Below are 25,119 nucleotides of genomic sequence, written 5' to 3' on the forward strand. Positions count from 1 at the left end.
ATGATAAAGTCGCTTAAGCTTTAAGAGCGAGCAGCGAATCAAGCACGGAGTGACTTTCAGACTGGCTAAAAGCGGTGAATTGCTTGATGAAATCATGGCGCGCCCGATGCCGGCGGGCGCCCAGTTCCTGAATCAATCGGTCCATCGCTGAAACCGTATCGGCCGGCACAGGGTTGGCCAGTATTTCCTCGCGGAATAGTTTTAATGCCTGTATCTGTATTTCAGCGTCCTGAAATTCCCCCAATACGATCTGGAATACTTTCAGGGATTTTACAAGAGGCTTGATCTGGTCTTCTGGATAAAGAGATTGAAAAAACTCCAGTAAATAATGCAGCTTTTTACAGGTCTTTCTTACCTCATGCAGCGCTTCGGCCGGCGATTGCTCGGTGATGGCTTCGCCTCTCTGCATAAGCCGGCCATAAATCTTGCAGAGCCTGCGATCGGCCAGCTCTTTAATGGGCAGTTTGGCATTGGGCTCCAACGGATTTCTTAATGCCGGCTCTTTCAGGTACTGCTCCCATTCGGATAATGTAAAAAGGTATTTTTCGGACTTCAGTTTCCTGACCAGTTCCTTATGTGCTTTTTCTTGTTTGGCCTGGATCAATTCATGCAAAGGACTCAGGTCCTCCTGTGTGGAAGCCGGCTGGCTCTCTTTGTAGCGTTCGAAATCCAATAGCAAAACGTCCAGATCACGGGGCTGGCTGGTAATCTGTCCGAGCCAGGAGAAGAATTCGGCGTAATATGAATTGATAGGCTCAGGCAGTATGCCTTTGATTTGGTTGAGGCCGGTTCTGGTTTTACGGACTGCGATGCGAAAATCATGCAGAAATTCGCTGTCTGTATGGGCAATGGTTCCCTGTTCATTGTCCTTGATGGTTTTCAGCAGGTGGCTGTAAATGAATTTGCCGGCAATATCGGCACGCATGGCCGGATCCAGGTTAATGGCCGACCGCGAGGTGTAGGTTTTAGGCTTGATGCCTTGCAGTTTCAGGGCTGTCAGCAGCAGTGGTTCGTCTAAAAACTTCAGGTTAAGTTCTGCAGTTAATAATGCGCTGATTTCCGAGGCTGCATGCTCATGACCATCGATTAGCTGCATTGAAGCGCGATTATTGTACAGATCATGCTCTTCAATAAAGAGATTGAGCATGGTTTCTCCGCGCTTATTGATTATGTTGAGCCGATGGCATTGATAATTCAGTTTGCAGACAGACAATAAGGCGCGCATCTCCAGCGCCGGCTCGATCAGGCTGCGTATCTCTCCCTGTTTGAATTGTCTGCTGAAAGCAGGAGCACTATCAAGCTCTTCCTTGGCAATGATTCGTCCTGTTTCAAGATGCCTTAATACCAGCGTGGATGAAGAGAGGGATTGATTAAGTTCGCAAGTGATGCCGTGAGTGTAGAGCCGCCAGTCAAAGCTGTCATAATAAGTCTTGAGCGTGTATTGTCGGCTAATCGGTTGCAAATCCACTTTACCGCTTAGTTGAGCGATAAATTTTTCCGTCGTTAAATTGATGGGAAATTCAAAATCTAGGAACATATTTGCCGGGCTAGTCATGGTTCAGGGTCGTCTGGTACAACACTGCCAAGCGTACCAACGGAGTATTAACGTTTAATGACAGGCCGGCGTTCAACTACCAAAGGTTGGGTATGAATAGAGAATTATGGTTGCTGCGGCACGCAAAATCGGACTGGCATGTCGATGCCGATGATTTCGAGCGGCCGTTAAGCCGGAGAGGAAAACGCGCAGCCCGCCAGATGGGAATCTGGATGCAGCAGCATCAGCTGGTGCCTGATTTCGTGGTCAGTTCACCCGCATTAAGAGCCGTGGCAACGGCGGAGATAGTCTGCGCTGCATTAGGACTGCCGGCTCAGGTCATCCATCGGGACAAGCGCTTGTATGAGCAGGATCCGGATGGATTGAAAGACACGCTTGCCGATTGTCCGGTTCGGGCGGAGCGGGTTTTATTGATTGGTCATAATCCGGAACTGGAAGCGCTGCTGATTGACTTGGCAGGCAATGCAGCGTTGCCCGATAAAGATAAGTTATTGCCGACGGCGGCGCTGGCAAGGCTGATCATATCTTGTGACTGGAGTCGCATGAACACAGGGGGCGCAGAACTGTTGTCCATTACTTATGCCAGGAATTTACCCAAAGCTCGTTAATAGTAATATGACAAAAAATGAGAGCTGTCATATTACTGTCATCTATTGCCTGCATAATGGTTCCAAGTCAGTTATTTCAGTAAAGGCAGGTTATGAAATTATTTTTCAATGTGAAACAGTTGGTTACAGCAATCGGGATGGCTTCCGTCTCATTGGCAAGCAGTCATGCGATGGCTGCACAGACTGTTGATGCGGCTATTCCCAGCTATCAAAAAGCCAGCGGCGTATCGGGTAATTTATCCAGCGTAGGTTCAGATTCATTGGCAAATCTGATGACGCTGTGGGCAGAAGAATTCAACCGCAACTATCCGAACGTCAACATCCAGATTCAAGCGGCCGGTTCTTCTACCGCACCTCCTGCCTTAACCGAAGGCACGGCCAATATCGGCCCCATGAGCCGTAAAATGAAAGATGACGAAATCGATGCGTTTGAAAGCAAATTCAATTACAAGCCTACTGCCGTGCCTGTAGCCATCGATGCCTTGGCGGTTTTCGTCAATAAAGACAATCCGATTAAAGGTCTGACGCTGCCCCAAGTCGATGCGATTTTTTCGGCGACACGCAAATGTGGATACGACAAAGACATTACTACCTGGGGTGAAGCGGGTATTAGCGGAGCTTGGCAAGGCAAAAGCGTTCAGCTATACGGACGTAACTCGGTTTCCGGCACATACGGATTTTTTAAGGAAGAAGCTTTATGCAAAGGCGACTTCAAAGATAACGTCAATGAACAGCCGGGCTCTGCCTCAGTGGTTCAGGCGGTGACGACATCAGTAAACGGTATCGGTTATTCCGGTATGGGTTATACGACATCAGGCGTCAGAGCAGTGCCGTTGGCAAAAGCAGCGGGCGAAGCTTTTGTTGATCCCACGCCTGAAAATACACTGGCTGGCAAGTATCCTTTAGCGCGCTACCTGTACGTTTACGTCAATAAAAAGCCTAACCAGCCATTGGCGCCCTTAGAAAATGAGTTCCTTAAAATGGTATTATCGAAAGAAGGTCAGCAGGCTGTCATAAAAGACGGCTATATTCCACTGCCTGCCAAAGTGGTTGAAAAAGCATCGGCTTCCATTAAATAACAGTACAGATTATGGATTAGCTATGAAAGGACTTTGATTGTTGTGCAGGGATGCATAAACAAGGATGTTGAGCTGGATTAACGCTCTCTTCCCCTTCTCATGATAAACAGAGATTAATCCGGACAAAAGGCGGCTGGGATTTGTATGAATCTCGGCCTTTTTTCGTTTGTATTTCATTGTCCTAACAATTTACAAAATGTCGGCATGTCTGAAAGCAATTTAAATTACCAATCTGCGGGTATGAAAACCGATACCGGCAGGCATTATCATCAGTGGCGATTGATAAAAGACCAGTTGGCCCGTTATGGCGTCGTGATAGGCGGCCTGGGCATCATCGTCGCTATCGCACTGATTTTCTTCTTTCTGCTGTATTCGGTTTTTCCCTTGTTTATACCCGCGGCAGCGGAATCTGCTGCACATTACGACGTGCCCGAAAAAACACTGGGCCATACGCTGTTGCTGACGATGGATGAGCAAAATCAAATGGCCTCTCGTTTCACCGATAGCGGCCAGGTCGTGTTTTTTGAAGTCGCGACAGGCAAAACGGTGGACGTAAAATCGCTCCCGATACCGGCAGGCGTGCATATCAGCAGTTTTGCCCAAGGCAGTCCAGCCGAGGGCGAGGTCATTTATGGATTGTCCGATGGCCGCGCTATCGTTGCAAAATCTCAATACCAGGAATCTTATGCGGACGACAGGCGGGTTATTACGCCATCCCTGAGCTATCCATTGGGCGAGGCGCCGCTGATGGTGGACGACACTGGCGCGGCTTTGGAAAAAGTTGCTGTCAAGACCAATGATACAACCACGATCGTAGCCAAAGCTGCGGATAAGGTTCGATTGGTCAGCTTTGAGAAAAAGGAGTCTTTATTTGATGAGGAAGCAGGACTAAATCGTACCGATGCCGTTCTGAGCATGCCGGCAGCATTTAATCTGACGGATATCATCATCGACAGAGAACAGCGCAGCCTGTATCTGATCAGCAGCGACGGACGTTTGAGTTTTTTTGATATCAGCAATAAAAGCAGCCCGGCTATCCGGCAACAGCAGAATGTAGTGGCGGCGGGCGAGAAGATTTCAAGTATCGCATTCCTGAATGGCGATCTGTCGCTGCTGGTCGGCGATTCCAGCGGATTGGTATCGCAATGGAATTTGGGCAGGGACGATATGAGACAGCCGGCACTGCGGAAGATCAGAGCGTTCAAGGTTTCTGACAGCCCTGTCATTGGCATATACGCCGAGCAGCGCCGCAAAGGTTTTATGACACTGGACGCCAATGGTGTCGTTGGCATTTACCATTCAACTGCTGAAAGAGAGTTGGTTAAAAAGCCTGTCGGCGACGCGGGCTCTATTGCCGCAACGCTATCGCCCAAAGCCAATGCATTCCTGGTGCAGTCCGGCGACAACACCCTGCATTTCTGGCGTGTTGAAAATGAGCATCCTGAGGTCTCGATGAAGGTGCTTTGGCAGGAAGTCTGGTATGAAAGCTATCCGAAGCCCAGCTATATCTGGCAATCGTCCTCGGCAAGCAATGATTTTGAGCCTAAATACAGCCTGGTGCCTCTGGTATTCGGCACCTTGAAGGCGGCATTTTATTCGATGCTGTTTGCCGTTCCTTTGTCATTGATGGGCGCTATTTATACAGCCTACTTCATGACGCCGGCCATGCGCCGTTATGTAAAACCGAGCATCGAAATGATGGGGGCGTTGCCGACTGTTATTCTGGGCTTTCTGGCCGGCCTCTGGCTGGCGCCGTTTATAGAAGCGCATCTGGCGGGTTTGTTTGCATTGTTGATGATTGTGCCGCTGGCCGTGATGCTGTTTGCCTTTCTTTGGCAAAACCTGCCCGAAGACCTGCGGCAAAAAGTGCCGGAAGGCTGGGATGCGGCATTGTTGATACCGGTCATTTTATTAAGCGGCTGGTTTGCTTTTGCCGTCAGCGTGCCGCTGGAAGCCGCATTATTCAATGGCAGCCTGCGCGAATGGTTTAAAGCCGAGCTGGGTATTGGCTATGACCAGCGCAACGCGCTGGTGGTTGGCGTAGCGATGGGCTTTGCCGTGATTCCGACGATTTTTTCGATTGCCGAGGATGCCATTTTCAGTGTGCCGAAACATTTGACGGTCGGCTCGCTGGCATTGGGCGCTACGCCCTGGCAGACCATGACCAGGGTCGTGCTGTTGACGGCCAGTCCGGGGATTTTCTCGGCGATCATGATCGGTCTGGGCCGCGCCGTCGGCGAAACCATGATTGTATTGATGGCGACAGGCAATACGCCGGTCATGGATTTAAGCATTTTCCAAGGCATGCGCACCTTATCGGCCAATATCGCCGTCGAAATGCCGGAATCGGAAGTTGATGGTACGCACTATCGGGTTCTGTTTTTAGCCGCACTGGTATTGTTTTTGTTCACCTTTATTGTTAACACGCTGGCCGAAGTCATCCGTCAGCGCCTACGCGAAAAATACAGTTCATTATGATCAAACAATGGTTTAAAAGCGGTTCGCCGTGGGTATGGCTCAATGCCGCGGCGGTCAGTATCTGTCTTATTTTTGTACTCGGCCTGCTGGGCCTCGTGACTGTAAAAGGGGCCGGGCATTTCTGGCCGTCCAATGTAGCGGAAATGGTTTACCAGGAAGAAGGCGGGCAGTCCGAGACGGTGATTGGCGAGATCGTCGATACCAGTATCACCAGCGCCGCCATGGCAAAGGCGGCCGGCTATAAAATGGCCGATAATGAAGACACACTGGTGCAAGATCTGATCAAGACCGGCAATCGCGATGTGCTGGGCGCCGATTTCCGCTGGATTCAGGAACGCAATATCCGGAGCCGACAGTTTCCAGCCGATATCAGCGTTTTGGAACGTCGGGAATGGGGCAATCTTTATGGTAATCTGGCTGCGGTTAAAGAAAGCGGCAACATTATTGCGGCAGGCGATCAGGCTCTGCCGGCCGCGCTGGAAAGAATAGAGGCGGCTTCGGCTATTTTTGACGAGATAACGCGAATTGAGAAAAAAGAAATCGGCGCGGTCAACTATGGTCTGGAACGCTTAAGGCTTAAACAGAAACGCCTGCAGATGGATGGCCAATGGAATCAGGAGGCGCAGCAGCAGATGGCGGCTGAAAAAGCCGAATATGAGGCCGACTACAAACGCTACCAGGATCAATTGGGCGAGCTGTATCAGCAGATACGGCGTGATAGCCTGGTGGTAAAGACTTCAGGCGGCAGCGAGCTCGAGGTGCCCTTGGCTAAAGTAGTCAGGTTGTACCAGCCGAATGCCATGAGCGTAGGTGATAAAATCATCCATTATGGCAGCAAGCTTGCAGAGTTTTTAACGGACAGCCCGCGCGAAGCCAATACTGAGGGCGGTATTTTTCCGGCGATTTTCGGAACCATCATGATGGTGATCATCATGTCGATCATCGTAACGCCGTTCGGCGTGATTGCCGCGGTATATTTGCGCGAATACGCCAGGCAGGGCTTTATGACCCGGTTGATCAGGATCGCGGTAAATAACTTGGCCGGTGTGCCTTCGGTCGTTTATGGCGTATTCGGGTTGGGCTTTTTTGTCTATATCGTGGGCGGCAACATCGATCGGCTGTTTTATCCGGAAGCGGCGCCGGCGCCTGTTTTCGGCACGCCGGGACTGCTGTGGGCCTCAATCACGCTGGCCCTGCTGACCTTGCCGGTGGTCATCGTTTCTACCGAGGAAGGCTTGGCGCGTATCCCCAAGTCGATACGCGAAGGCAGTCTGGCGTTGGGCGCTACCAAATTGGAAACGTTGTGGCGCACGGTGCTGCCGATGGCGAGCCCGGCCATGATGACCGGCCTGATTCTGGCGGTCGCGCGGGCGGCGGGGGAAGTGGCGCCGCTGATGCTGGTCGGAGTCGTCAAGCTGGCGCCGTCATTGCCGTTGGACGGCAATTTCCCGTTTTTGCATTTGGACAGAAAATTTATGCATTTGGGGTTTCATATTTATGATGTCGGTTTTCAAAGCCCGAACGTAGAAGCGGCAAGACCTTTGGTTTACGCTACATCATTGCTGCTGGTCATAGTCATCGTCGGGCTTAATTTGGCGGCGGTTAAAATCAGAAATCACCTGCGCGAAAAATACCGCGCATTAGAAGGTTAACAAAGAATGGCAACAGAAAACGTACGAACTCACGCAATCGATATGGACTCCATTTTAAAGGGACAGACAAAACCGCGGGGTCCGCAGGAAACCTGCATCAAAATAGAGGACTTGAAGCTGTTCTATGGCGAAAAGCAGGCCCTGCACGGCATCAACATGGAAATGCCCAAGAAAAAGGTCACGGCCTATATCGGCCCCAGCGGCTGCGGCAAATCAACGCTGCTGCGCTGCATCAACCGCATGAACGATCTGGTCGACAATGTCCGAATCGAAGGCAAAATCCTGCTCGATAATGAAGACATCTATAATAAATCGGTGAATGTGGCCGCTTTGCGCAGACGCGTGGGCATGGTGTTTCAAAAGCCCAACCCTTTTCCCAAGTCCATCTTTGAAAATGTCGCGTATGGGCTCAGGATTCAGGGCATCAACGACAAGCGCACCCTGGACGAAACGGTCGAGAACGCCTTGCGCGGTGCGGCCATCTGGGATGAGGTAAAAGACCGCCTGAATGACAATGCCTTGGGGTTGTCGGGCGGGCAGCAGCAACGGTTGGTCATCGCCAGAGCCATCGCCATTGAGCCGGAAGTGTTGTTGCTGGATGAGCCCGCATCGGCGCTGGACCCTATTTCAACCTTGAAAATTGAAGAGTTGATCAATGAGCTGAAGGAGACATACACCATTGTCATCGTGACGCACAACATGCAGCAGGCGGCGCGCGTTTCGGACTATACGGCCTTCATGTATATGGGCGAATTGATCGAGATGGGGCATACCAGCGAGTTGTTTACCAATCCCAAAAAGAAACAGACAGAAGATTACATTACCGGACGGTATGGTTAAACCGGGAGATAACAATGGAAAAAAGCAAAATTGGGCAGCATATTTCGGGACAGTTCAACAAGGAACTGGAAGATATCCGCAATAATGTCTTGACGATGGGCGGGCTGGTTGAGCAGCAGATAGAGCAGGCCGTAGAAGCCTTCATGACCGGCGATATAGAAATGGCCGAACTGGTTATCAAGCAGGATAATCAGGTTGACGCGCTGGAAATGCTCATCGACCAGGAATGCATGCAGATCCTGGCGCTGAGGCAGCCGGCCGCATTCGATCTGCGGTTGCTGATCACGGTCATTAAAACCATTAACGAGCTTGAAAGAGTCGGCGACATGGCCGAGCGCATTGCTGAAATGGCGATGCGTTTAACGGATACCGATACCAACAAGCATGATCAATATTATGAATTGCAACATATGGCCGATCTGGTCCGGGATATGCTGCATGGCGCCCTGGACGCATTCGCCAGGATGAGCATAGAGGATGTAACGACCATTACCGGGCGCGATGAATATGTCGACCGTGAATACGGCAGCATCATCCGGCAACTGATCACGCGCATGATGGAAGACCCGAGAAATATCACGCGTACGCTGGATGTGCTGTGGACAGCCAGAGCGCTCGAGAGGATCGGCGACCATTCGGTCAACATCTGCGAGAACATCATCTACATGGTCAAAGGCGAGGATGTGCGCCATATGACCCAGGCCGAACTTGAGAAAAAGATCAAAGGCTAGATGCTGAAAAGGCGGGCATCTCAAGATATCCGCCTTTTCAGCAAAAACCGGTTAATGTACCGGTTTAGCGTTACTCTTCCAGGCCGATAAAATCCCAGACCTTATTTAGTAGGGTAGCGCTCTTGTGTTCAGGCACAGGCGGGCCTTCCGGGAAGTTCAATTCGTAAATTCTGGCCGCATCCGCGGCGAGATCCGGCATCTGAAGCTCTGTATAGGCTTCCTGCAAAATTTGCAGCGCATAGGGAACGGCAGGGGTGCGCTGATATTTCTCGACAACATGGTTCGCTCTGTTGACGGCGGCAATGTAAGCCTTGCGCTTCATGTAAAAGCGCGCAATGTGGACTTCATGCATGGCCAGGTTGTTGTTAAGCGCAATCATGCGCTGTTTGGCATCAGGCACGTATTTGCTTTCCGGAAATCTGCGCAGCAGTTCGGCGAAATTATCATAAGCCTCACGCGCACTGCTGGTATCGCGCTGAGAGGTGTCGGTCGGCAGGTAGCGATCAATAAAGCCAATGCCGCGATTGTAATTGACCAAGCCTTTTAAATAATAAGCATAATCAACGGCGGGGCTTCTCGGGTTGATTTTGATAAAGCGGTCGGCTGCGGCGATTGCGGCTTCAGGGTCATCATTTTTGAAATAAGCATAAGCCACATCCAATTGAGTTTGCGCCGCTTCTTCACCGAACGGATAACGCGCCTCCAGCGCTTCATAAAGTTTAATCGCCTTTTCGTAATTGCCGGAATCCGAGGCCGCTTTAGCTTCTTTGCGAAATTTATCGGCATTCCAGTCCGCGTATTCGTCTGTTGTATCGGAGGTGTCGCCGGCCGTGAGCTCTTTAAGCGTTTCGCAACCCCCAATCGACAGGCTTAAAAAGCAGATGAATAAAAATTTTATTAAAATTAATCGCATAGTGCTAACGACACGTTGTAATATTAGAGGTTTTCTCGCAGGATATAGCCGCGGCGCTTGAAATGGCCATATAGCCGGCGAGTATAACTTAACATCGAGTTAATCAGAAGAATTTGTTATGACGAGATTAACGGCAGAAGTGCCTTTAGAATTGGCCGGTATGCGTTTGGATCAGGCGCTTGCGGAGCTGTTTGGCGATTATTCGCGCAGCAAGTTGCAAACCTGGATCAAGTCAGGTCGCGTGCTAGTCAACGGCTCAATGCTCAAGCCGAAAGACAAGCTGGAAGGCGGCGAGGAAATCACGCTCGATGCCGAGCCGGAGGTGGTGATTACCTGTGAGCCCGAAGAGATCCCTCTGGATATCATTTACGAGGACGACAGCCTGCTGATCGTCAACAAGCCGGCCGGACTGGTCGTGCATCCGGCTGTCGGAAACTGGAGCGGCACCTTGCTGAATGCTTTGCTGCATCATGCGCCGAATCTGGAGACCTTGCCGCGGGCCGGCATCATCCACCGCATCGACAAGGATACCAGCGGCCTGCTGATGATCGCCAAGACGCTGCAGGCGCATAATAGTCTGGCTCAGCAATTGCAGGACCGCGAGATTACCCGGGAATATCTGGCTATCGCGCGCGGCCGCATGACTGCCGGCGGCACTGTCGATGAGCCGATCGGCAGGCATCCTACCGATCGTAAACGCTATGCGGTCAAAAACTCAGGCAAGTTTGCCGTGACTCATTACCGCGTCATCCAGCGCTTTGCGGGGCACACATTGATTCGGGTCAAGCTAGAGACCGGCCGTACGCACCAGATCCGCGTGCATATGGCGCATATCCGCTATCCTCTGGTTGGCGACCAAGTGTACGGCGGGCGCTTCCAGATGCCGCCGCATTGCAGCGAGCATCTGGAGCAGGCATTGCGCAACTTCAAACGGCAGGCGCTGCATGCGGCAAAATTGGGACTGCGGCATCCGGTCACCGATGAATATTTGGAGTGGGAACAACCCTTGCCTGAAGACATGATCAATCTGCTTGAAGCATTAGCTGAAAATGAACAGCAACAAACATTGGCTTGAGCCGGACTGGCCCGCGCCCGGCCACATACATGCCGCGACGACATTGCGCTCTGGCGGCGTCAGTAAAGGCGCGTTCGCCAGCTTAAACCCGGCCACGCATGTCGGCGATGATGCCGAAACGGTCAGGCAGAATCGGCAGATCATCAAAACGATGCTGGCGCTGCCCGCCGAGCCTGTCTGGCTGGAGCAAATCCATGGCAACAAAGCCGTCGATGCAGGAAAAACACAATCGCTGGTACAGGCCGATGCCAGCTTTACCGATGAGGCCGGGGTTGTCTGCGCGGTGCTGACGGCCGATTGTTTGCCGCTGCTGGTCTGCAATGCCGAAGGCTCGCGGATAGCGGCTATTCATGCTGGCTGGCGGGGCTTGTTGTCCGGCGTGATTGGCAATACGGTCACGGCGATGGGCAATCAGGATCTGCTGGTCTGGCTGGGGCCTGCGATCGGGCCCGCGTGTTTTGAGGTCGGCGCCGAAGTCCGTGAGGCTTTCATTGGAAAATCAGCAGGGTTTGCGGCGGCTTTCAAAGCGCGCGGCAACGGCAAATGGCTGGCCGATATTTATCAACTGGCTCGAGTGGATCTGGCCGCTCTTGGCATAGACAGAATCTATGGCGGTAATTTATGCACCGTCACGGATCATGAACGTTTTTATTCCTATCGCCGGGATAAAGAGACAGGACGCATGGCGACATTAATCTGGAGAGACTGAAGTAGTGAGTTTATTGGTATTTATTGTTATTTTTACTGCCGTAGGCGGTCTTTTAAGCGTTATGGCTGCCGCAGTCTTTCTATTGTTGCCGGATCATCACAGGGAAGCGGTTTTGCCGCACGGGATCAGTTTTGCGATCGGCGCGCTGCTGGCCGTCGCTTTCTGGGGCTTGATCCCCCATGCGTTCGAAGACGTCAGGCCGGAGCAGATCCAGCCCTTGTCCGGAACCATCCTGGCCGGCGTACTCGGTTTTTTTGTCCTGGAAAAACTGCTGATCTGGCGCCATTGCCATTACGGTGGCGGCTGTGAAGCGCACGGCGATGAAGACGCTCACGATCATGCGCATGTGCACGCGCACAGTCATGGGCACGGCAAGTCCGCCGGAGCCTTGATCATTCTGGGCGACAGCATCCACAACTTTGTCGACGGCGTATTGATCGCGGCCGCGTTTTTAACCGATGTGAAACTGGGCATCGTGACCAGTCTGGCGGTCGCCGCGCACGAGATTCCGCAGGAAGTCGGCGATTTCGCGATTTTATTGCAGAGCGGCTATGGTAAAGGCAAGGCGCTGTTCTATAACGTTCTGGCCAGTTTGACGACGGTTGTGGGCGGTGTGCTGGCTTATTTCAGCCTGGAGGATCTGCATGACAGTCTGCCGTATTTTCTGGCGTTGGCGGCTTCGAGTTTTATTTATATCGCCGTTGCCGACCTGATACCGTCGCTGCACAGAAAAACCGACATGAAGGCGTCCTTGCAGCAGATTGTCTTGATTCTGGCAGGCGTGCTGCTGGTTTGCCTCATGCACGGTATTGCCCATGATATTGAGGTGTAGGCGCAGGGGCTGAATCCTGCGCCTTGAGCTGGCTCAAGTAATAACAGTCGGTCCGGTTCGGCCGGTGCGCTTTTTGACCTCGCAAAGCTGTTCGGCGAGATCGATCAAATCGGCCAGCGCGACTTGTGCATCCTGATCATGCCTGTCGGGATTGACCTCGAAGCGTTCCAGGTAGATTCTCAACGTGGCGCCGACCGTGCCGGTGCCCGACAGGCGGAACACAATGCGGGAACCGTTTTCAAAGCCGATGCGGACTCCCTGATTCTCGGTAATGCTGTCATCTATCGGGTCCTGGTAGCTGAATTCATCCGCATACTTGACGGCATATTCGCCGAATGACCGGCCGGCCAGTGTCGGCAACAGAGATCTGAGGTGTTCGATAATATCGTTGGCGATATCGCTCGCTACGGTTTCGTAGTCGTGGCGGCTGTAGATGTCGCGGCCGAATTTCTGCCAGTGCTCATGCACGATATCGGCAACCGGCTGGCGTCTTCTGGCGATCAGGTTCAGCCAGAACAGCACGGCCCATAACCCGTCTTTTTCTCGCACATGATTGGAACCGGTGCCGAAACTCTCTTCGCCGCAGATCGTGATTTTGCCCGCATCGAGCAGATTGCCGAAGAATTTCCAGCCGGTCGGCGTTTCATAGCAGGGAATGTTGTATTTGGCCGCGACGCGGTCGACAGCCTGGCTGGTCGGCATCGAGCGCGCAACGCCGCTCAAGCCTTTGGCATAGGCCGGAATCAGATGCGCATTGGCCGCCATAATGGCGAGGCTGTCGCTGGGCGTGACAAAGAAATGGTCGCCCATGATCATATTGCGGTCGCCATCGCCGTCGGAAGCGGCGCCAAAAGTCGGTGCGGCAGGGCTGAACATTTTCTCGGCCAGTTCCTGCGCGTGCGCCAGATTAGGATCGGGATGATGGCCGCCGAAATCTTCCAGCGGTTCGGCGTTGATGACCGAACCGGGCTGCGCGCCCAGCATGTCTTCCAGTATTCTTTTGGCATACGGGCCGGTAATGGCGTGCATGGCGTCGAAGCACAAGCTGATATAGCCGGAGCTGATGCTTTGCTTCAGCAGCGGAAAATCGAAAATTGACTGCATCAGTTCGGCATAATCGCTTACCGGGTCAACAATCGTGATTTTAATGTCGCCGATCTGCTGCGTGCCGACGCTGTCCAGGTCTACATCGGCCATGGTTGCGATTTTGTAATTGTCGATGGACTGGCTGCGCTGAAAAAAGGCCTGTGTATATTTTGCCGGTGCGGGGCCGCCGTTGTCGGCATTGTATTTAATGCCGAAATCCTCGTCAGGACCGCCCGGGTTATGGCTGGCGGAAAGGATCAGGCCGCCGAAGGCCTTGTTTTTTCTGATCAGATGCGATGCCGCAGGTGTGGACAATAAACCGCCCTGGCCGATGATCAATTCGCCGAATCCATTGGCTGCCGCCATTTTAATGATGACTTGTATTGCGGTTCGATTAAAATACCGACCATCACCGCCGAGCACGAGTTTTTTGCCGGCAAAGTCGTCCAAAGAATCGAAGATGGACTGGATGAAATTTTCCAGATAGTTCGGCTGCTGAAATACTTTAACTTTTTTTCGAAGACCGGATGTGCCCGGGTTCTGGTCGTTATAGGGGTGGGTAGTGATCGTTTCTATTTGCATATTTTTGCCTTAGTGCGACAATTATCCTGATGAGCTTAAGTATGGAAACCTTTATTCTAGTGTAGATTATTTATGTGGCGAATTTATTTATTACTCTATTGTAGTTGTTGTGCTACGGTTGTATCTGCCGCTGAGGATATATGGCTGCTGGTGGATACGAGCGCGCTAAAGATTGAAGTCAAAAAAGGCGAGAAGACGCTTGAAACCCTCGACGGTATTGCGATCGGCCAGGGCGGCGCGGGCTTTAAGCATCATCGGGGCGATAATGTCACTCCTTTTGGAGATTACAGGATCGGCTGGGTCGGTGAGCAGAGCGCCTTTAAAAAATTTTTTGGTTTAACCTATCCTTCCGTAGACGATGCCGGGAAAGCGCTGGAGCAGGGATTGATAAATCGCGTCACCTATAACAGTATCGTATACGCTCACAAGCACAATCAAGTGCCTCCGCAAAATACCCCATTAGGCGGACGGATAGGCATTCATGGCTTAGGTCGGGCCGATGAAAAAATCCATAAAATGATGAATTGGACGCACGGCTGCATCGCCTTGACCAACAGTCAGATTGATCATTTGAGTCATTGGATAGATAAAGGGACAATGGTCAGGATAAAATAGTCAATGGACAGATAAGGGCATAATGGGAGAAACTAACTTAAAGCTGGAAAAAAGCTTGAAAATAGTGTAGAATCTAATTTGGAAGTACTCTTTACGTAGTAACAACTTTGAAATAAGGAAAAATAATATGAAAAAAGTAATTAAATTATCAATGATCGCTATGGCTGCTACTCTGGTTGTTGGTTGCGCCACTAACTCAGATATCGATAACCTGCAATCACAAATTGATGGTTTGAATTCTAAAGTTTCTCAAGCTTCAGCTGATGCTGCCAGCGCACAACGTGCTGCTGCTGATGCGGCTGCAAAAGCTGCTGATGCGGAACAAGCTGCTAACCGCGCTGCTCAATACGCTCAAGACACTAACAGCAAACTGGATCGTATGTTCAAAAAATCAATGATGAAATAATTCATCATTTTTTTGATGCATAGAGAGAGCCCACTGGGATTTTTCCCCAGCGGGCTTTTTTTATGGGATTGAAGAAGGTGCGGGGCTGGCTTCCGTCATGGAAGGGCGCTTATAAATGGCGACAGGGATGCCATTATGCATTTGCAGAGCCTTTTTCAGTGTCGCGCCATCAAGGACCGGCATTTGATTGTTGTTGGCGCGTTCAATCAATTTTAGCGCCAGTTCCAGGCGTGCCAGGTATTTTTTTTCCGTCTGTTTGGGAATGGTTCCATTCTCGTCTTCCGCTTCAGTTTCAGCCAAAGTCGGATGAACTTCTATATACAGCGTATCCTGATGCCAGCCGACCTTAACCGGTTGATTGACAATATAGATTGGCGTGCCTGTCTCTATTTCCGGATACAGTTCTTCAATATCCTCCGGATACATACGGATGCAGCCATGGCTGACCCGCATGCCGACGCCGAAAGGTTTGTTGGTGCCGTGGATCAGATAGCCCTTTACGCCCAGATACATCGCAAACTGACCAAGAGGATTATCGGGTCCGGCCGGTATGAATGCCGGCAGAATATCTCCCTTGGCGGCATGCTCCGCTCTGATCGATGCCGGCGGTGTCCAGGTCGGGTTTTCAGTTTTGCGGACAATTGTTGTTCGCCCTAGAGGCGTTCGCCAATCCACGCGGCCGATGCTGTGCGGAAAGGTTTTGACGACCCCTTTCTCGCCTTCCGCATGCCTGGGGAAATAATACATGCGGTATTCAGGAAGGTTCAGCGTCAGACCTTTTCTTGGTGTATCGGGCAATAAGCGCTGATTGGACAATCGGACCCGAGTGCCCTGGCCCGGCAGCCATCTGTCCACGTCCGGGTTAAGCAGCAGGATTTCGAGCTGTCCCATATCATAATGCCGGGCGATATCGAGCAGTGTGTCTTCATAAGTGGCCGTGGTATAAAGTTCGCCGACTGATGGATCGCCGATCAGGCTGTCGCCCGGGTTATCGGGCAGTTCATACGTTGTGGCCGAAGCGGGCAGGCTGGATATCAGCAGTAATAATACGACCAGCCTGGGCATAAAAGACGGCGTAAGGCGACTTTTAAGAATAAGGCTGGTCGTTAGATAAGTCATGCTTTATTTTCTCCGCCGAATAATTCCATAAGACGGGGTAAAAAGTTCGCCAGTTCCAGTGACATAATCGAAAAGTCCACGTCGAATTGTTCGGCTTCGTCGTGGGTTTCTATATCGGCGGCCTGATCCTGGATCAAATCGAGAAAGCGCAGGCGTTTGATGGACAGATGTTCGTCGATAATGAAGGAGAGCCGGTCGTCCCAGGTGAGGGCCAGTTTTATTGCTTCCTTGCCGGTATCGAGATGGTTTTTGATTTCCGGAAGCGTCAGATCATGGCGTTTGCAGCGGATGATGCCGCCTTCCTCTTCGGGTGAGCGCAATTCGCATTCATCTTCAATCGTGATATCGGCCGGTGTTTGGTGATTGATCAGCCACTGGGTCATGGTAAAAACCGGTTTTTCCACCGTATTAGGCGGCACGGCCGGCAATGAACCCAGGCATTTGCGCAGGTTGCTGAGCAGGTCCTCTGCCTTTTTGGCCGAGGCGGCGTCAACGATCAGCCAGCCGCCTTTGGGATCGATATAGGCGTAAGTTTTGCGTGAAAAGCTGAAAGCCCTGGGCAGCAGCTCAAAGATCAATTCGTCTTTGATGGCGGTACGTTCCTTCTTGGCTAATTTCCGGCCCTGCTGGTCCTCCGTTTCTAGGATTTTTTCCTGCAGCATGTCATTGACTACGGCAGCGGGCAGCACTTTTTCTTCTTTTTTTCCGCACAGCATCATAAAACCGTTCGCAGTGTGCACCAGTTGTGCTGAAGCATTGCCCAAAGGAGCGGTCCAGCCAAAGGAGAATTCCTCATGATTGCCACAAGGACGAAATGCCATTTGCTCAAGTTTTTGCTCCAGTTCAGCTGGAGATAAGGTGAAATCTTCGGTGAGACGAAAAATGCTAAGATTTTTAAACCACATGCGTAACAGATACTCTATAAAATTGACGAGCGCGTATTATCGCGCAAAATTGCCGGGCTAAAATTAAAATTTATAGAATGAGCATGACTGACATTAGAGGATTCGCTCCGATTGTTTCCAGGGGTGCGCAGGTGTTGATTCTGGGGTCCATGCCCAGTGAAGTCTCACTGCTTAAGCAACAGTATTACGGCCACCCCAGTAATGCATTCTGGCCGATCATGGGCGCATTGTTCGGCGCTTTTCCTGATCTTGATTATGAGCGGCGTAAGGCCATTCTGATGGAGAACAAGGTAGCGGTCTGGGATGTGCTGCAAAGCTGTCAGCGGCAGGGCAGCCTGGATTCGAATATAGCGTGGGCATCGATAAAAACCAATGACTTTGCAAACTTTTTTAGCGAGTATAAATTTATCAGGCGCGTATTTTTCAATGGCGGCATGGCTGAAAAGGTCTATAAAAAATATATTCTGCCAAGCTTGGATCAACGTTTTGCCTATCTTGAATATCAGCGTTTGCCTTCAACAAGTCCAGCCCATGCTTCTTTGAATTTGGCGCAAAAAATAGAAGCATGGAAAGTGATTAAGCAGCCTGTGGTAAAGTAGGCGTTATTTATACGGCGAGGCAGAGATGGAAGCATTTTCAAGCTGGGAAAATCTATTGTTGGGCGTTCTGGCGCTGCTGATTATTTTCTGGATGCGGCCCGGGATTAAGGCATCACTCGAGCAAAGCAGAAAAGCGCCGGCAGACTGGAAGGCAGTGCTGGTGCCTTTGGGCCTTGTCGTGCTGTTTGTGATTTTTTTAATGGTAGTGGTTTAGATCAGATGAGCGAAGAAGAATACGAATACGAGGAAGAATACGGGTACGAATACGATGAAGACGAGGAGGTGGAGTATTATGCGGTCCGCCCCAACAAGTCGCAGCAAAAGCGCGATATGGCCGCTCTTTTCGCTTTGGGCGAAGAATTGTCGGGTTTGCCTGAGGCGCAATTAAAAACTTTTGAGCTGCCTGAAAATCTCCATAAAGCCATCGTCCAGGTTGCAGGCATGCCGCCAAAAGGTGCGAGAAAACGGCAGCTGAAATTTATTGCCGGCCAGCTGCATAAAATCGATATAGAACCCATTCAGGAAGGACTGGCCCGCATCAAAAGCAAAAGCGCGCATGCGGTCAGGGAGCATCATATCATCGAGCGCTGGCGGGATAGATTGATTGCAGAAGGCAACGAGGCGCTGGCCGAATTGCTTGATGAGCAGCCGCAGGCGGACCGGCAGCAGTTAAGGCAGCTGTTGCGCAATGCCCAGAAGGAAGCGGCGGCGGGCAAGCCTCCCAGATCTTCGCGCCTGCTGTACCGCTATCTGAAAGAAGTGTTTGAGTTCGATGGCTATGAATCAGCTGATGATGAACCGGCTGACGATGAACCGGATTCAGATTTGTAGCGGCTCAGTTAAACAAGTCCGTTTGCTGGAAATGCGTCAGTCTGGACCGGTTTTCCAGCGATGACAGCGTAACGCCAAGCAGCCGTACTCTGCGCGCGCCAATATCGGTACTGCGCAATAGATCTTCCAGGATCGCAAGCGTGCCCGATGTGGTTGTCACCGCGTGGGGCAGGGTTCGACTGCGCGTGATCTGGACAAAGTCGTGGTATTTGATTTTGACGGTTAAAGTATAGGCGACCAGCTGTTTTTCGGCGGCTCTTGCCAGGGCTTTTTTCAGCAGGCCATGCAGTTGCGCGATGACCTCCTGTCTGGCGGTAATGTCCCGCTGAAAAGTCGTCTCTACGCCCACCGATTTACTGATCCTATGGCTGTTGACGGGCCTGTTGTCAATGCCCCGGCAGATGTTGTAATAATGGCGGGCCGATTTGCCGAAATGCTGCTGTAACGTCGCCAGCGGCAAGTTTCTTAAATCCTTGCCGGTCTGTATGCCCAGCGCCTGCATTTTCTGCGCTGTCGCTTTGCCGATGCCGTGGAATTTATCGATAGTGAGCTGTTCGACGAAGCGCGCGCCCTGTTCCGGCGTGATCAGATAAAGCCCGTCCGGCTTGTCCATGTCCGAAGCGATTTTGGCCAGAAATTTATTGTAGGAAATGCCGGCCGAGGCAATCAGGCCGGTTTCCTGTTTAATTTCGGCCTTGATGGCTTTGGCTATGAGCGTGGCCGATCCCTGGCGCAATTGAGTATCGCTGACATCCAGATAAGCTTCGTCAAGCGACAGCGGTTCGACCAGTTCGGTATAGCCGGCAAATATTTTTCGAATGGTTTGCGACGCTTCCCGATAGGCTTCGAAGCGGGGTTTGACAAAAATAGCCTGCGGGCACAAACGGTAAGCCTGCGATGAAGGCATGGCCGAATGGATGCCGTACTGTCTGGCCTCATAGCTGCAGGTAGCAACGACGCCTCGTGTGTCGGGTGCGCCGCCGACGATCAGCGGCTTGTTCCGGTATTTGGGAAAATCCCGTTGCTCGATGGCCGCAAAAAAAGCATCCATATCGATATGAATGATTTTGCGGATACCATCCATGGCGGGTTATTTTTTTGAATCCCTCGGCTCGGGCAGGCTCATCTCTTCAGTCATCTGCCAGTCCGAGAAAGGGAAGGGCAGCGTATCGGTGTTGAAAGTCAGAAACAGCAGGATATGGTAGGTGTAAGCCGAAAGGCTGCGGCCGAAATTGAGTACGTTGCTGTTGACTTTGCCGGTCAACAGCATGGAGGCGACTTGCAGCGCGATAATCGCCCACAGCAGCATTCTGACCAGGGTGATGATGGCTGCAAAAATCAGTATAAAGAAAATCCGTTTCCAAGTGCCGAGCTTTTTCAGATTCTCGTTGATTTGCTCTTGCATGATCGGCATTACCCCCGGTTCATGATGTCACGCAAGTCCAATGCTGCTGCGTTGGCGCGCGCGATATAGGTTGCCAGGGACAATGAATAGTTTGCGAACAGGCCGTAGCCGCTGCCATTCAAAACCATGGGACTCAGGATTGGAGCCAGTGCGTTTTCAAAGGATTTGATCATGATGTCGACCGTGTTCATGGCGCGTTTATCCAGCAGGATGTCATGGAAATCATGCTTGATGGCCCGGAGGATATGCAGCAAGGCCCAGCTGGCGCCGCGGGCTTCGTAGAAAACGTTATCGATCTCCAGCCATGGGGTCTGGGCCACTATCGGCACAGTTTTGGTTTCACGGGCTTCGCCTGTAACGCCGGTTTCAGCAGCGCCCGGTTCAAGCACTGCCAAGCCGGGTATGATTTCCGCACCGGCCACGCTGGCGCTCAGGCGCGTGGACAAACCGCCCAGACGCTTGATCACCACTTCCACGTATTGCGCCAGGTTGTCGGCTCTGGCATAGAACTGCCCGCGCTTCACGGGGCCGCCGTATTTTTGCAGGCGCAACATATACTTATGCAGCGCCTCAATGCCTTTTTCATATTCCGCTTCCGTTGACGGCAACGCCCACGAATTGTGTTCGTAGTAGAAGTAAGGCTCCGCGACGGCTAGATCGGCATCTTCGGCCGATTGCGATTGATCTCGGGCAAAATGGTTTCTTAATGCCGATGTGGCATCGCGCAGCATGACCAGTGCGCCAAATTCCCAGCTGGAAATGTTATCCAGCAATACGCCGGGAGGCGCAACGTCATTGGTGATATAGCCGCCGGATTTATGCAGCAGGACATCAGCGATGTGGGCCAATGTGTTGGCGTAGGTATAGCCTAAAGGCATTTCAGTAGTATTGGTTTCTTTTGCCCTTTCCAGCGCTTCTTCCTGTACATTGAACTGATCCGGTTCACTTCCCCACCAGGCACCCAGGATGAATAGAACAACTAGTACCACCAGGACTAATACGCCGAAGCCCCAGAGTATTCCTTTAGATTTTACATCTTGCAGTGTATCGCTTGCCGCCATTTTTCAGGTGTCCCGTAAAGATAGAGTGTCTGCGTGATAAAACAGATTACTTTGTCTACTAAAATTAGCCCACATGGTAGCAGATTTTTTAAATATTTGCTGACCAAGCAATGGCCCGTTATGATTTTTTTTTGGCTCTCGGATGGGCTTTATCATAGACTTCAGCCAGATGCTGGAAATCCAGATGCGTATAGATCTGTGTCGTACTGATATTGCTGTGTCCGAGCAGTTCCTGCACGGCTCTCAGGTCCTGGCTGGATTCGAGCAGATGGCTTGCAAAAGAATGCCGGAGCATATGCGGATGCAGGTGTTCGGCGATGCCTTTTTTCCGGCACCACTGCGCCAGTCTTAACTGAATGCTGCGCGGGCCCAGTCTCGTGCCCCGGCTGGAAACGAATAATGCGGACTCGGCGGCGGCAGCCATCTTTAAACGCTGAGCCAGCCAGTTTTCAAGCGCGCTGACAGCCTTGCCGCCGATAGGCAGCAGCCTCGATTTTCCGCCTTTACCGGAGCGTACGGCCAGCGAGCGGTCGGGCAGATCAATGTCGGCCAGGCTCAAGGCGGCCAATTCGCTCAGGCGCAGGCCGGAAGAATAGAATAATTCGAACATGGCCAGATCGCGTATTTCCAGCACTGAACTGGTTCCCGCTTCCAGCAGGCCGCTGATCTGGTCCACATCCAGCGTCTTAGGCAGTTTTCTGCTTTGTTTGGGGGCTTTGACATACTGGGCCGGATTGCTTTCGGCCAGACGTTTCTTCAACAGGAAGTTATAAAAACTGCGGATTGCCGACAGTTCGCGCTGCAGGCTCTTACTGCTGATGCCCTGACGGTGCCGGCCTGCGATGTGCGCTCTGATATCGCTTTGCTTGAGATCGATCCAATGATCGATCGCTTTGCTTTCGCAATAGCGGATCAAATGCCCGATATCCCGCCGGTAGCTTTTTATCGTGTGTTCGGAGGCGCGCGCCTCAACCTGGAGCTGGTCTAAAAAGGCCGTTAACGCGTGCTCGGCATCGGTACGCATAATAATCAGGCGGCAAGCAGTGAAATAAGCCGGGTGCCGATGATTTCACTCATTTGAGTCAGAAACAGGTTGCCCATGCTGTAATGAAACCGGCTCTCTTCCCGGCTGCCGATGGCCACGATACCTTCGAGCTCGGTAAAAACCATGGGAATGATAGCGCAGGATTTGACGTCCGGCGCGGCCTCGCCGAACAGCACTTTAGCCTGCGCCAGTGTCGGACGGCCGCATTTGGGCTGATTGGCGGCCAGTTCCTTTGTGAAGGGTTTCAAGTCTACGCTGCCCGGTGCGATGAACAGATTGGCGATTGATGCGTCCGGCTTGTGCTTAATGATGCGAATCGCGACAAAATCGGTCAGAAAATAGTCGGACAAGACCATCTCAAGATTGGCGATGGCTTCCTCCAGCGTGGACGCATCCAGTAAAGCCAGGGTAAGCTTGTGCATACGGCTGAGGGATGTATCGTTGTCTCTGGCGATCTCAATGAGCGCCTTCAGCTGGCTTTCCTGTTCCTGATGCTTGTTTCTGTACAGCTCCAGCTGTTTTGAAATCAACGATACGGCGCTGCCGCAGGGGTGCGGGATGCGCATTTTTTCCAGCAGATGCAGATGGTCGTTAAAAAATTCCGGATGCCGCTGCAGGTATTGTGCAATCTGGGCCGCAGTCAGTTCCGGGTTTTGCTGTGCGGTCATAACGCCAGTGTTCCATCGAAAACGGTGACGGCCGGCCCCGTCATGAATACAGGCTCTCCGCGGCCTGACCAGCTTATTTTCAGCTCGCCGCCCGGCAGTTCCACGAAAACATCATGATCCAGCAGGTTGTGCTCGATGCCGATTACCACGGCGGCACAAGCGCCGCTGCCGCAGGCCAGCGTCTCGCCGGCGCCACGCTCGAAAACGCGCAGCTTGATATGCTGGCGGTCAACCACCTGCATAAAACCGATATTGGCGCGCTCAGGAAAGACCGGGTGGCGCTCCAGTTCACTGCCCAATTCGGCCACCGGCGCTGTTTTTAAGTCGTTGACTTGCAGAACGGCATGCGGATTGCCCATCGAGACAGCGCCAAACGCTCTTTCCGTATCGTTTACCGCTACGGTGTAATATCTGGATTCCTCCTCGGCAAGCATAGGGATTTCGTCGGGTGCATGCCGGGGCACGCCCATATTGACCGTAACAAGATCATCTTCATCAAGATGCAGCAGCAGCTGGCCCGAGTTGGTATCAACGCGTATCTCGTCCTTATCGGTCAACTGTTTGTCGCGGACGAAACGGGCAAAACAGCGTGCGCCATTGCCGCACTGGGCGACTTCGCTGCCGTCGGCGTTGAAAATCCGGTACTTGAAGTCGGCATTGGCACTGGCCGGTTTTTCGACCAAAAGCAGCTGGTCGAAGCCGATGCCGAAGTGCCGGTCGGACAGTTGCCTGATCTGCTCTGCGCTTAAGGCGACGTGTTGATTGATGGCGTCAATGACGACAAAGTCATTGCCGAGGCCGTGCATTTTAGTGAAATTGATCATTTATGTGCTTCAAGGGATAGAGTGAAAATGAGTTGGTTTCCGGCGCCGATGGCTCATGGCAGCAGTTGCTCTCCGGCCCAAAGCTGGGCGATCGTTTCCCTTGCCCTGATCAAGTGCAGATCGCTTCCGTCGACCATCAGTTCGGCGACACGCGGTCTGGAGTTGTAATTCGAACTCATGGAGAAGCCGTAAGCGCCCGATGACCGTATTGCCAATAAGTCGCCCTGAGCGATTCTAAGCGTGCGATCCTTGCCCAGGAAATCGCCCGTTTCGCAAACCGGGCCGACGATGTCCCAGCGCATCTCCGGCGCCAGGCTTTGCTTTTTGACCGGGATGATCTCTTGCCAGGCGCTGTATAAAGAAGGGCGCACCAGGTCGTTCATGGCCGCATCGACGATGGCGAAGTTTTTGTGGGCTGTCGGTTTGAGATATTCAACCTGCGTAACCAGAATGCCGGCGTTGCCGACGATGGCTCGGCCGGGCTCCACCAGGATTTCGAAATCGTTGGCGCCCAGGCGGTCCAGCACAGCCCCGATGTAGCCGGCCGGTTCGGGCGGCTGTTCGTCCTTATAACGGATGCCGAGTCCGCCGCCCAGGTCCAGGTGATGCAGAACGATGCCTTCGGCTTTGAGGGCTGACACCAGATTCAGCACGCGGTCCAGCGCATCAAGGAAAGGCCGGGCCTCGGTCAGTTGCGAGCCGATATGGCAATCGATGCCAACCACGTTGATATAAGGCAGTGTAGCGGCGCGTCGGTATTCGCTCAGGGCCTGCTCGATGTCGATGCCGAATTTGTTTTCTTTCAGACCGGTCGAGATATAAGGATGGGTTTTGGCGTCGACGTCGGGATTGACCCGGAAAGACACCGGCGCAATAACGCCCAGTTGCCCTGCAAGCCGATTGATCCGGTCCAGTTCGCCGCTGACTTCAACATTAAAACAGCGTATGCCCGCTTTCAATGCGGCCAGAATTTCATCTTCGCGTTTGCCGACGCCCGAGAACACGATTTTTCCGGGATCGCCGCCGGCGGCAAGAACGCGCTCCATTTCGCCCAACGAGACAATATCGAAGCCTGATCCCAGGCGGGCCAGCAAATTGAGAATAGCGATATTGGAGTTGGCTTTGACGGCATAGCAGATCAGATGCGGCTGGTCGCCAAAAGCCCGATCAAAGGCGTGCCAATGCCGTTCCAATGTGGCTCTGGAATAAATGTAACAAGGACTGCCATATTTATAGACGATATCCTGCACAGCCACATCTTCGGCGAATAGCTCGTCATTGCGATAATTGAAATAATCCATGTTATTTGTCTTTTTCCGGTTTTACATGAATGGGCGGCTGTTGGTCCGGCAAATAAAGCGGGCCCGGTTGTCCGCAGCCTGCAGCAACTGAGCTTAGCAGTAATAATAGTAGTAATTTATAGATTTTCATGAAGCATAATAAATATAGTCAGCCACCATGTGATACTCAGGACGCATGGTCAAAAACAACTCACATAATA

General features: G+C 52.0%; 26 protein-coding genes. 14 read left to right on the forward strand and 12 right to left on the reverse strand.

Annotated elements, in window-relative coordinates:
- Positions 1–13 precede the first annotated feature (13 nt).
- Positions 14–1,537, reverse strand: coding sequence for a CHAD domain-containing protein (locus tag V2P20_RS12445; RefSeq protein WP_331818760.1), 1,524 nt, complete (start codon positions 1,535–1,537; stop codon positions 14–16).
- 110 nt (positions 1,538–1,647) lie between these two features.
- Between V2P20_RS12445 and V2P20_RS12450 the strand changes: the two genes are divergently transcribed.
- From V2P20_RS12450 to phoU, 6 genes are all read left to right on the forward strand, one after another.
- The gene (locus tag V2P20_RS12450) at positions 1,648–2,163 is read left to right on the forward strand and encodes a histidine phosphatase family protein (RefSeq protein WP_331818762.1); all 516 of its coding nucleotides are present in this window, start codon (positions 1,648–1,650) and stop codon (positions 2,161–2,163) included.
- A 92-nt stretch (positions 2,164–2,255) separates the two neighbouring features.
- Complete coding sequence (locus tag V2P20_RS12455; RefSeq protein ID WP_331818764.1) at positions 2,256–3,242, forward strand: phosphate ABC transporter substrate-binding protein PstS family protein; 987 nt, start codon at positions 2,256–2,258, stop codon at positions 3,240–3,242.
- Between the two features lie 240 nt (positions 3,243–3,482).
- Positions 3,483–5,720 carry an ABC transporter permease subunit gene (locus V2P20_RS12460; RefSeq protein ID WP_331818766.1) on the forward strand — a complete coding sequence of 746 codons (2,238 nt, stop codon included), beginning with the start codon at positions 3,483–3,485 and terminating at the stop codon, positions 5,718–5,720.
- Entirely contained in the window at positions 5,717–7,372 is a 1,656-nt protein-coding gene (gene pstA, locus V2P20_RS12465; RefSeq protein ID WP_331818768.1) for a phosphate ABC transporter permease PstA, read from the forward strand. Before V2P20_RS12460 ends, pstA begins: the two co-directional genes overlap by 4 nt.
- Before the next feature lie 6 nt (positions 7,373–7,378).
- Complete coding sequence (gene pstB / locus V2P20_RS12470) at positions 7,379–8,212, forward strand: phosphate ABC transporter ATP-binding protein PstB (protein ID WP_331818770.1); 834 nt, start codon at positions 7,379–7,381, stop codon at positions 8,210–8,212.
- Positions 8,213–8,226: 14 nt separating this feature from the next.
- On the forward strand, positions 8,227–8,943 hold the full coding sequence (gene phoU / locus V2P20_RS12475) for a phosphate signaling complex protein PhoU (RefSeq protein WP_331818772.1): 717 nt from the start codon (positions 8,227–8,229) through the stop codon (positions 8,941–8,943).
- A gap of 70 nt (positions 8,944–9,013) precedes the next feature.
- Here the strand turns inward: phoU and V2P20_RS12480 are convergent, their stop codons facing one another.
- The gene (locus V2P20_RS12480; RefSeq protein WP_331818774.1) at positions 9,014–9,856 is read right to left on the reverse strand and encodes an outer membrane protein assembly factor BamD; all 843 of its coding nucleotides are present in this window, start codon (positions 9,854–9,856) and stop codon (positions 9,014–9,016) included.
- Between the two features lie 118 nt (positions 9,857–9,974).
- Here V2P20_RS12480 and rluD point away from each other — a divergent pair, with 118 nt between their 5' ends.
- From rluD to V2P20_RS12495, 3 genes are read left to right on the forward strand one after another with little or no spacing between them, the layout of a single operon-like run.
- Positions 9,975–10,931 carry a 23S rRNA pseudouridine(1911/1915/1917) synthase RluD gene (gene rluD / locus V2P20_RS12485; RefSeq protein WP_331818776.1) on the forward strand — a complete coding sequence of 319 codons (957 nt, stop codon included), beginning with the start codon at positions 9,975–9,977 and terminating at the stop codon, positions 10,929–10,931.
- The gene (gene pgeF / locus V2P20_RS12490) at positions 10,906–11,640 is read left to right on the forward strand and encodes a peptidoglycan editing factor PgeF (protein WP_331818778.1); all 735 of its coding nucleotides are present in this window, start codon (positions 10,906–10,908) and stop codon (positions 11,638–11,640) included. The genes rluD and pgeF overlap by 26 nt, the downstream gene beginning before the upstream one ends.
- 4 nt (positions 11,641–11,644) lie before the next feature.
- The gene (locus tag V2P20_RS12495; RefSeq protein ID WP_331818780.1) at positions 11,645–12,472 is read left to right on the forward strand and encodes a ZIP family metal transporter; all 828 of its coding nucleotides are present in this window, start codon (positions 11,645–11,647) and stop codon (positions 12,470–12,472) included.
- 33 nt (positions 12,473–12,505) lie between these two features.
- On the opposite strand, the gene V2P20_RS12500 is transcribed toward V2P20_RS12495, so the two are convergent.
- Positions 12,506–14,140 (reverse strand): alpha-D-glucose phosphate-specific phosphoglucomutase, encoded by a 1,635-nt coding sequence (locus V2P20_RS12500; RefSeq protein WP_331818782.1) that lies wholly within the window; start codon positions 14,138–14,140, stop codon positions 12,506–12,508.
- A 72-nt stretch (positions 14,141–14,212) separates the two neighbouring features.
- Between V2P20_RS12500 and V2P20_RS12505 the strand changes: the two genes are divergently transcribed.
- Positions 14,213–14,755 (forward strand): L,D-transpeptidase, encoded by a 543-nt coding sequence (locus tag V2P20_RS12505; protein ID WP_331818784.1) that lies wholly within the window; start codon positions 14,213–14,215, stop codon positions 14,753–14,755.
- A gap of 127 nt (positions 14,756–14,882) precedes the next feature.
- A complete protein-coding gene (locus V2P20_RS12510) occupies positions 14,883–15,161 on the forward strand; it encodes an Lpp/OprI family alanine-zipper lipoprotein (RefSeq protein ID WP_194969468.1) in 279 nt (92 codons plus the stop codon).
- 60 nt (positions 15,162–15,221) lie between these two features.
- Here the strand turns inward: V2P20_RS12510 and V2P20_RS12515 are convergent, their stop codons facing one another.
- Both V2P20_RS12515 and rdgC read right to left on the reverse strand, forming a co-directional pair.
- On the reverse strand, positions 15,222–16,280 hold the full coding sequence (locus tag V2P20_RS12515) for a L,D-transpeptidase family protein (RefSeq protein WP_331818786.1): 1,059 nt from the start codon (positions 16,278–16,280) through the stop codon (positions 15,222–15,224).
- Positions 16,277–17,185, reverse strand: a complete 909-nt coding sequence (rdgC, locus tag V2P20_RS12520) for a recombination-associated protein RdgC (RefSeq protein ID WP_331818788.1) — start codon at positions 17,183–17,185, stop codon at positions 16,277–16,279. Before rdgC ends, V2P20_RS12515 begins: the two co-directional genes overlap by 4 nt.
- Before the next feature lie 83 nt (positions 17,186–17,268).
- On the opposite strand from rdgC, the gene V2P20_RS12525 reads away from it, so the two are divergent.
- The 3 genes from V2P20_RS12525 to yjgA are packed head-to-tail and all read left to right on the forward strand — an operon-like array spanning position 17,269 to position 18,615.
- Positions 17,269–17,784 carry a DNA-deoxyinosine glycosylase gene (locus V2P20_RS12525; RefSeq protein ID WP_331818790.1) on the forward strand — a complete coding sequence of 172 codons (516 nt, stop codon included), beginning with the start codon at positions 17,269–17,271 and terminating at the stop codon, positions 17,782–17,784.
- A gap of 25 nt (positions 17,785–17,809) precedes the next feature.
- Positions 17,810–17,998 (forward strand): hypothetical protein, encoded by a 189-nt coding sequence (locus V2P20_RS12530; RefSeq protein ID WP_331818792.1) that lies wholly within the window; start codon positions 17,810–17,812, stop codon positions 17,996–17,998.
- 5 nt (positions 17,999–18,003) lie between these two features.
- Positions 18,004–18,615 carry a ribosome biogenesis factor YjgA gene (gene yjgA / locus V2P20_RS12535; RefSeq protein WP_331818794.1) on the forward strand — a complete coding sequence of 204 codons (612 nt, stop codon included), beginning with the start codon at positions 18,004–18,006 and terminating at the stop codon, positions 18,613–18,615.
- 4 nt (positions 18,616–18,619) lie between these two features.
- On the opposite strand, the gene dinB is transcribed toward yjgA, so the two are convergent.
- The 7 genes from dinB to lysA form a co-directional block, all read right to left on the reverse strand.
- Complete coding sequence (gene dinB / locus V2P20_RS12540) at positions 18,620–19,699, reverse strand: DNA polymerase IV (RefSeq protein ID WP_331818796.1); 1,080 nt, start codon at positions 19,697–19,699, stop codon at positions 18,620–18,622.
- A gap of 6 nt (positions 19,700–19,705) precedes the next feature.
- Positions 19,706–20,020, reverse strand: a complete 315-nt coding sequence (locus V2P20_RS12545; RefSeq protein ID WP_331818797.1) for a DUF4389 domain-containing protein — start codon at positions 20,018–20,020, stop codon at positions 19,706–19,708.
- Between the two features lie 8 nt (positions 20,021–20,028).
- Positions 20,029–21,081: a DUF2333 family protein gene (locus V2P20_RS12550; protein ID WP_331818799.1), complete on the reverse strand. Its 1,053-nt coding sequence runs from the start codon at positions 21,079–21,081 to the stop codon at positions 20,029–20,031.
- Positions 21,082–21,199: 118 nt separating this feature from the next.
- Entirely contained in the window at positions 21,200–22,105 is a 906-nt protein-coding gene (gene xerC / locus V2P20_RS12555; protein ID WP_331818801.1) for a tyrosine recombinase XerC, read from the reverse strand.
- 5 nt (positions 22,106–22,110) lie between these two features.
- Positions 22,111–22,794 (reverse strand): DUF484 family protein, encoded by a 684-nt coding sequence (locus V2P20_RS12560; protein WP_331818803.1) that lies wholly within the window; start codon positions 22,792–22,794, stop codon positions 22,111–22,113.
- Positions 22,791–23,618 (reverse strand): diaminopimelate epimerase, encoded by an 828-nt coding sequence (dapF, locus tag V2P20_RS12565; RefSeq protein ID WP_331818805.1) that lies wholly within the window; start codon positions 23,616–23,618, stop codon positions 22,791–22,793. The genes V2P20_RS12560 and dapF overlap by 4 nt, the downstream gene beginning before the upstream one ends.
- Positions 23,619–23,671: 53 nt before the next feature.
- Positions 23,672–24,919, reverse strand: coding sequence for a diaminopimelate decarboxylase (lysA, locus tag V2P20_RS12570; RefSeq protein ID WP_331818807.1), 1,248 nt, complete (start codon positions 24,917–24,919; stop codon positions 23,672–23,674).
- Positions 24,920–25,119 lie beyond the last annotated feature (200 nt).

The sequence above is a fragment of the Methylobacter sp. Wu1 genome (assembly GCF_036553575.1).
GTDB lineage: Bacteria > Pseudomonadota > Gammaproteobacteria > Methylococcales > Methylomonadaceae > Methylobacter.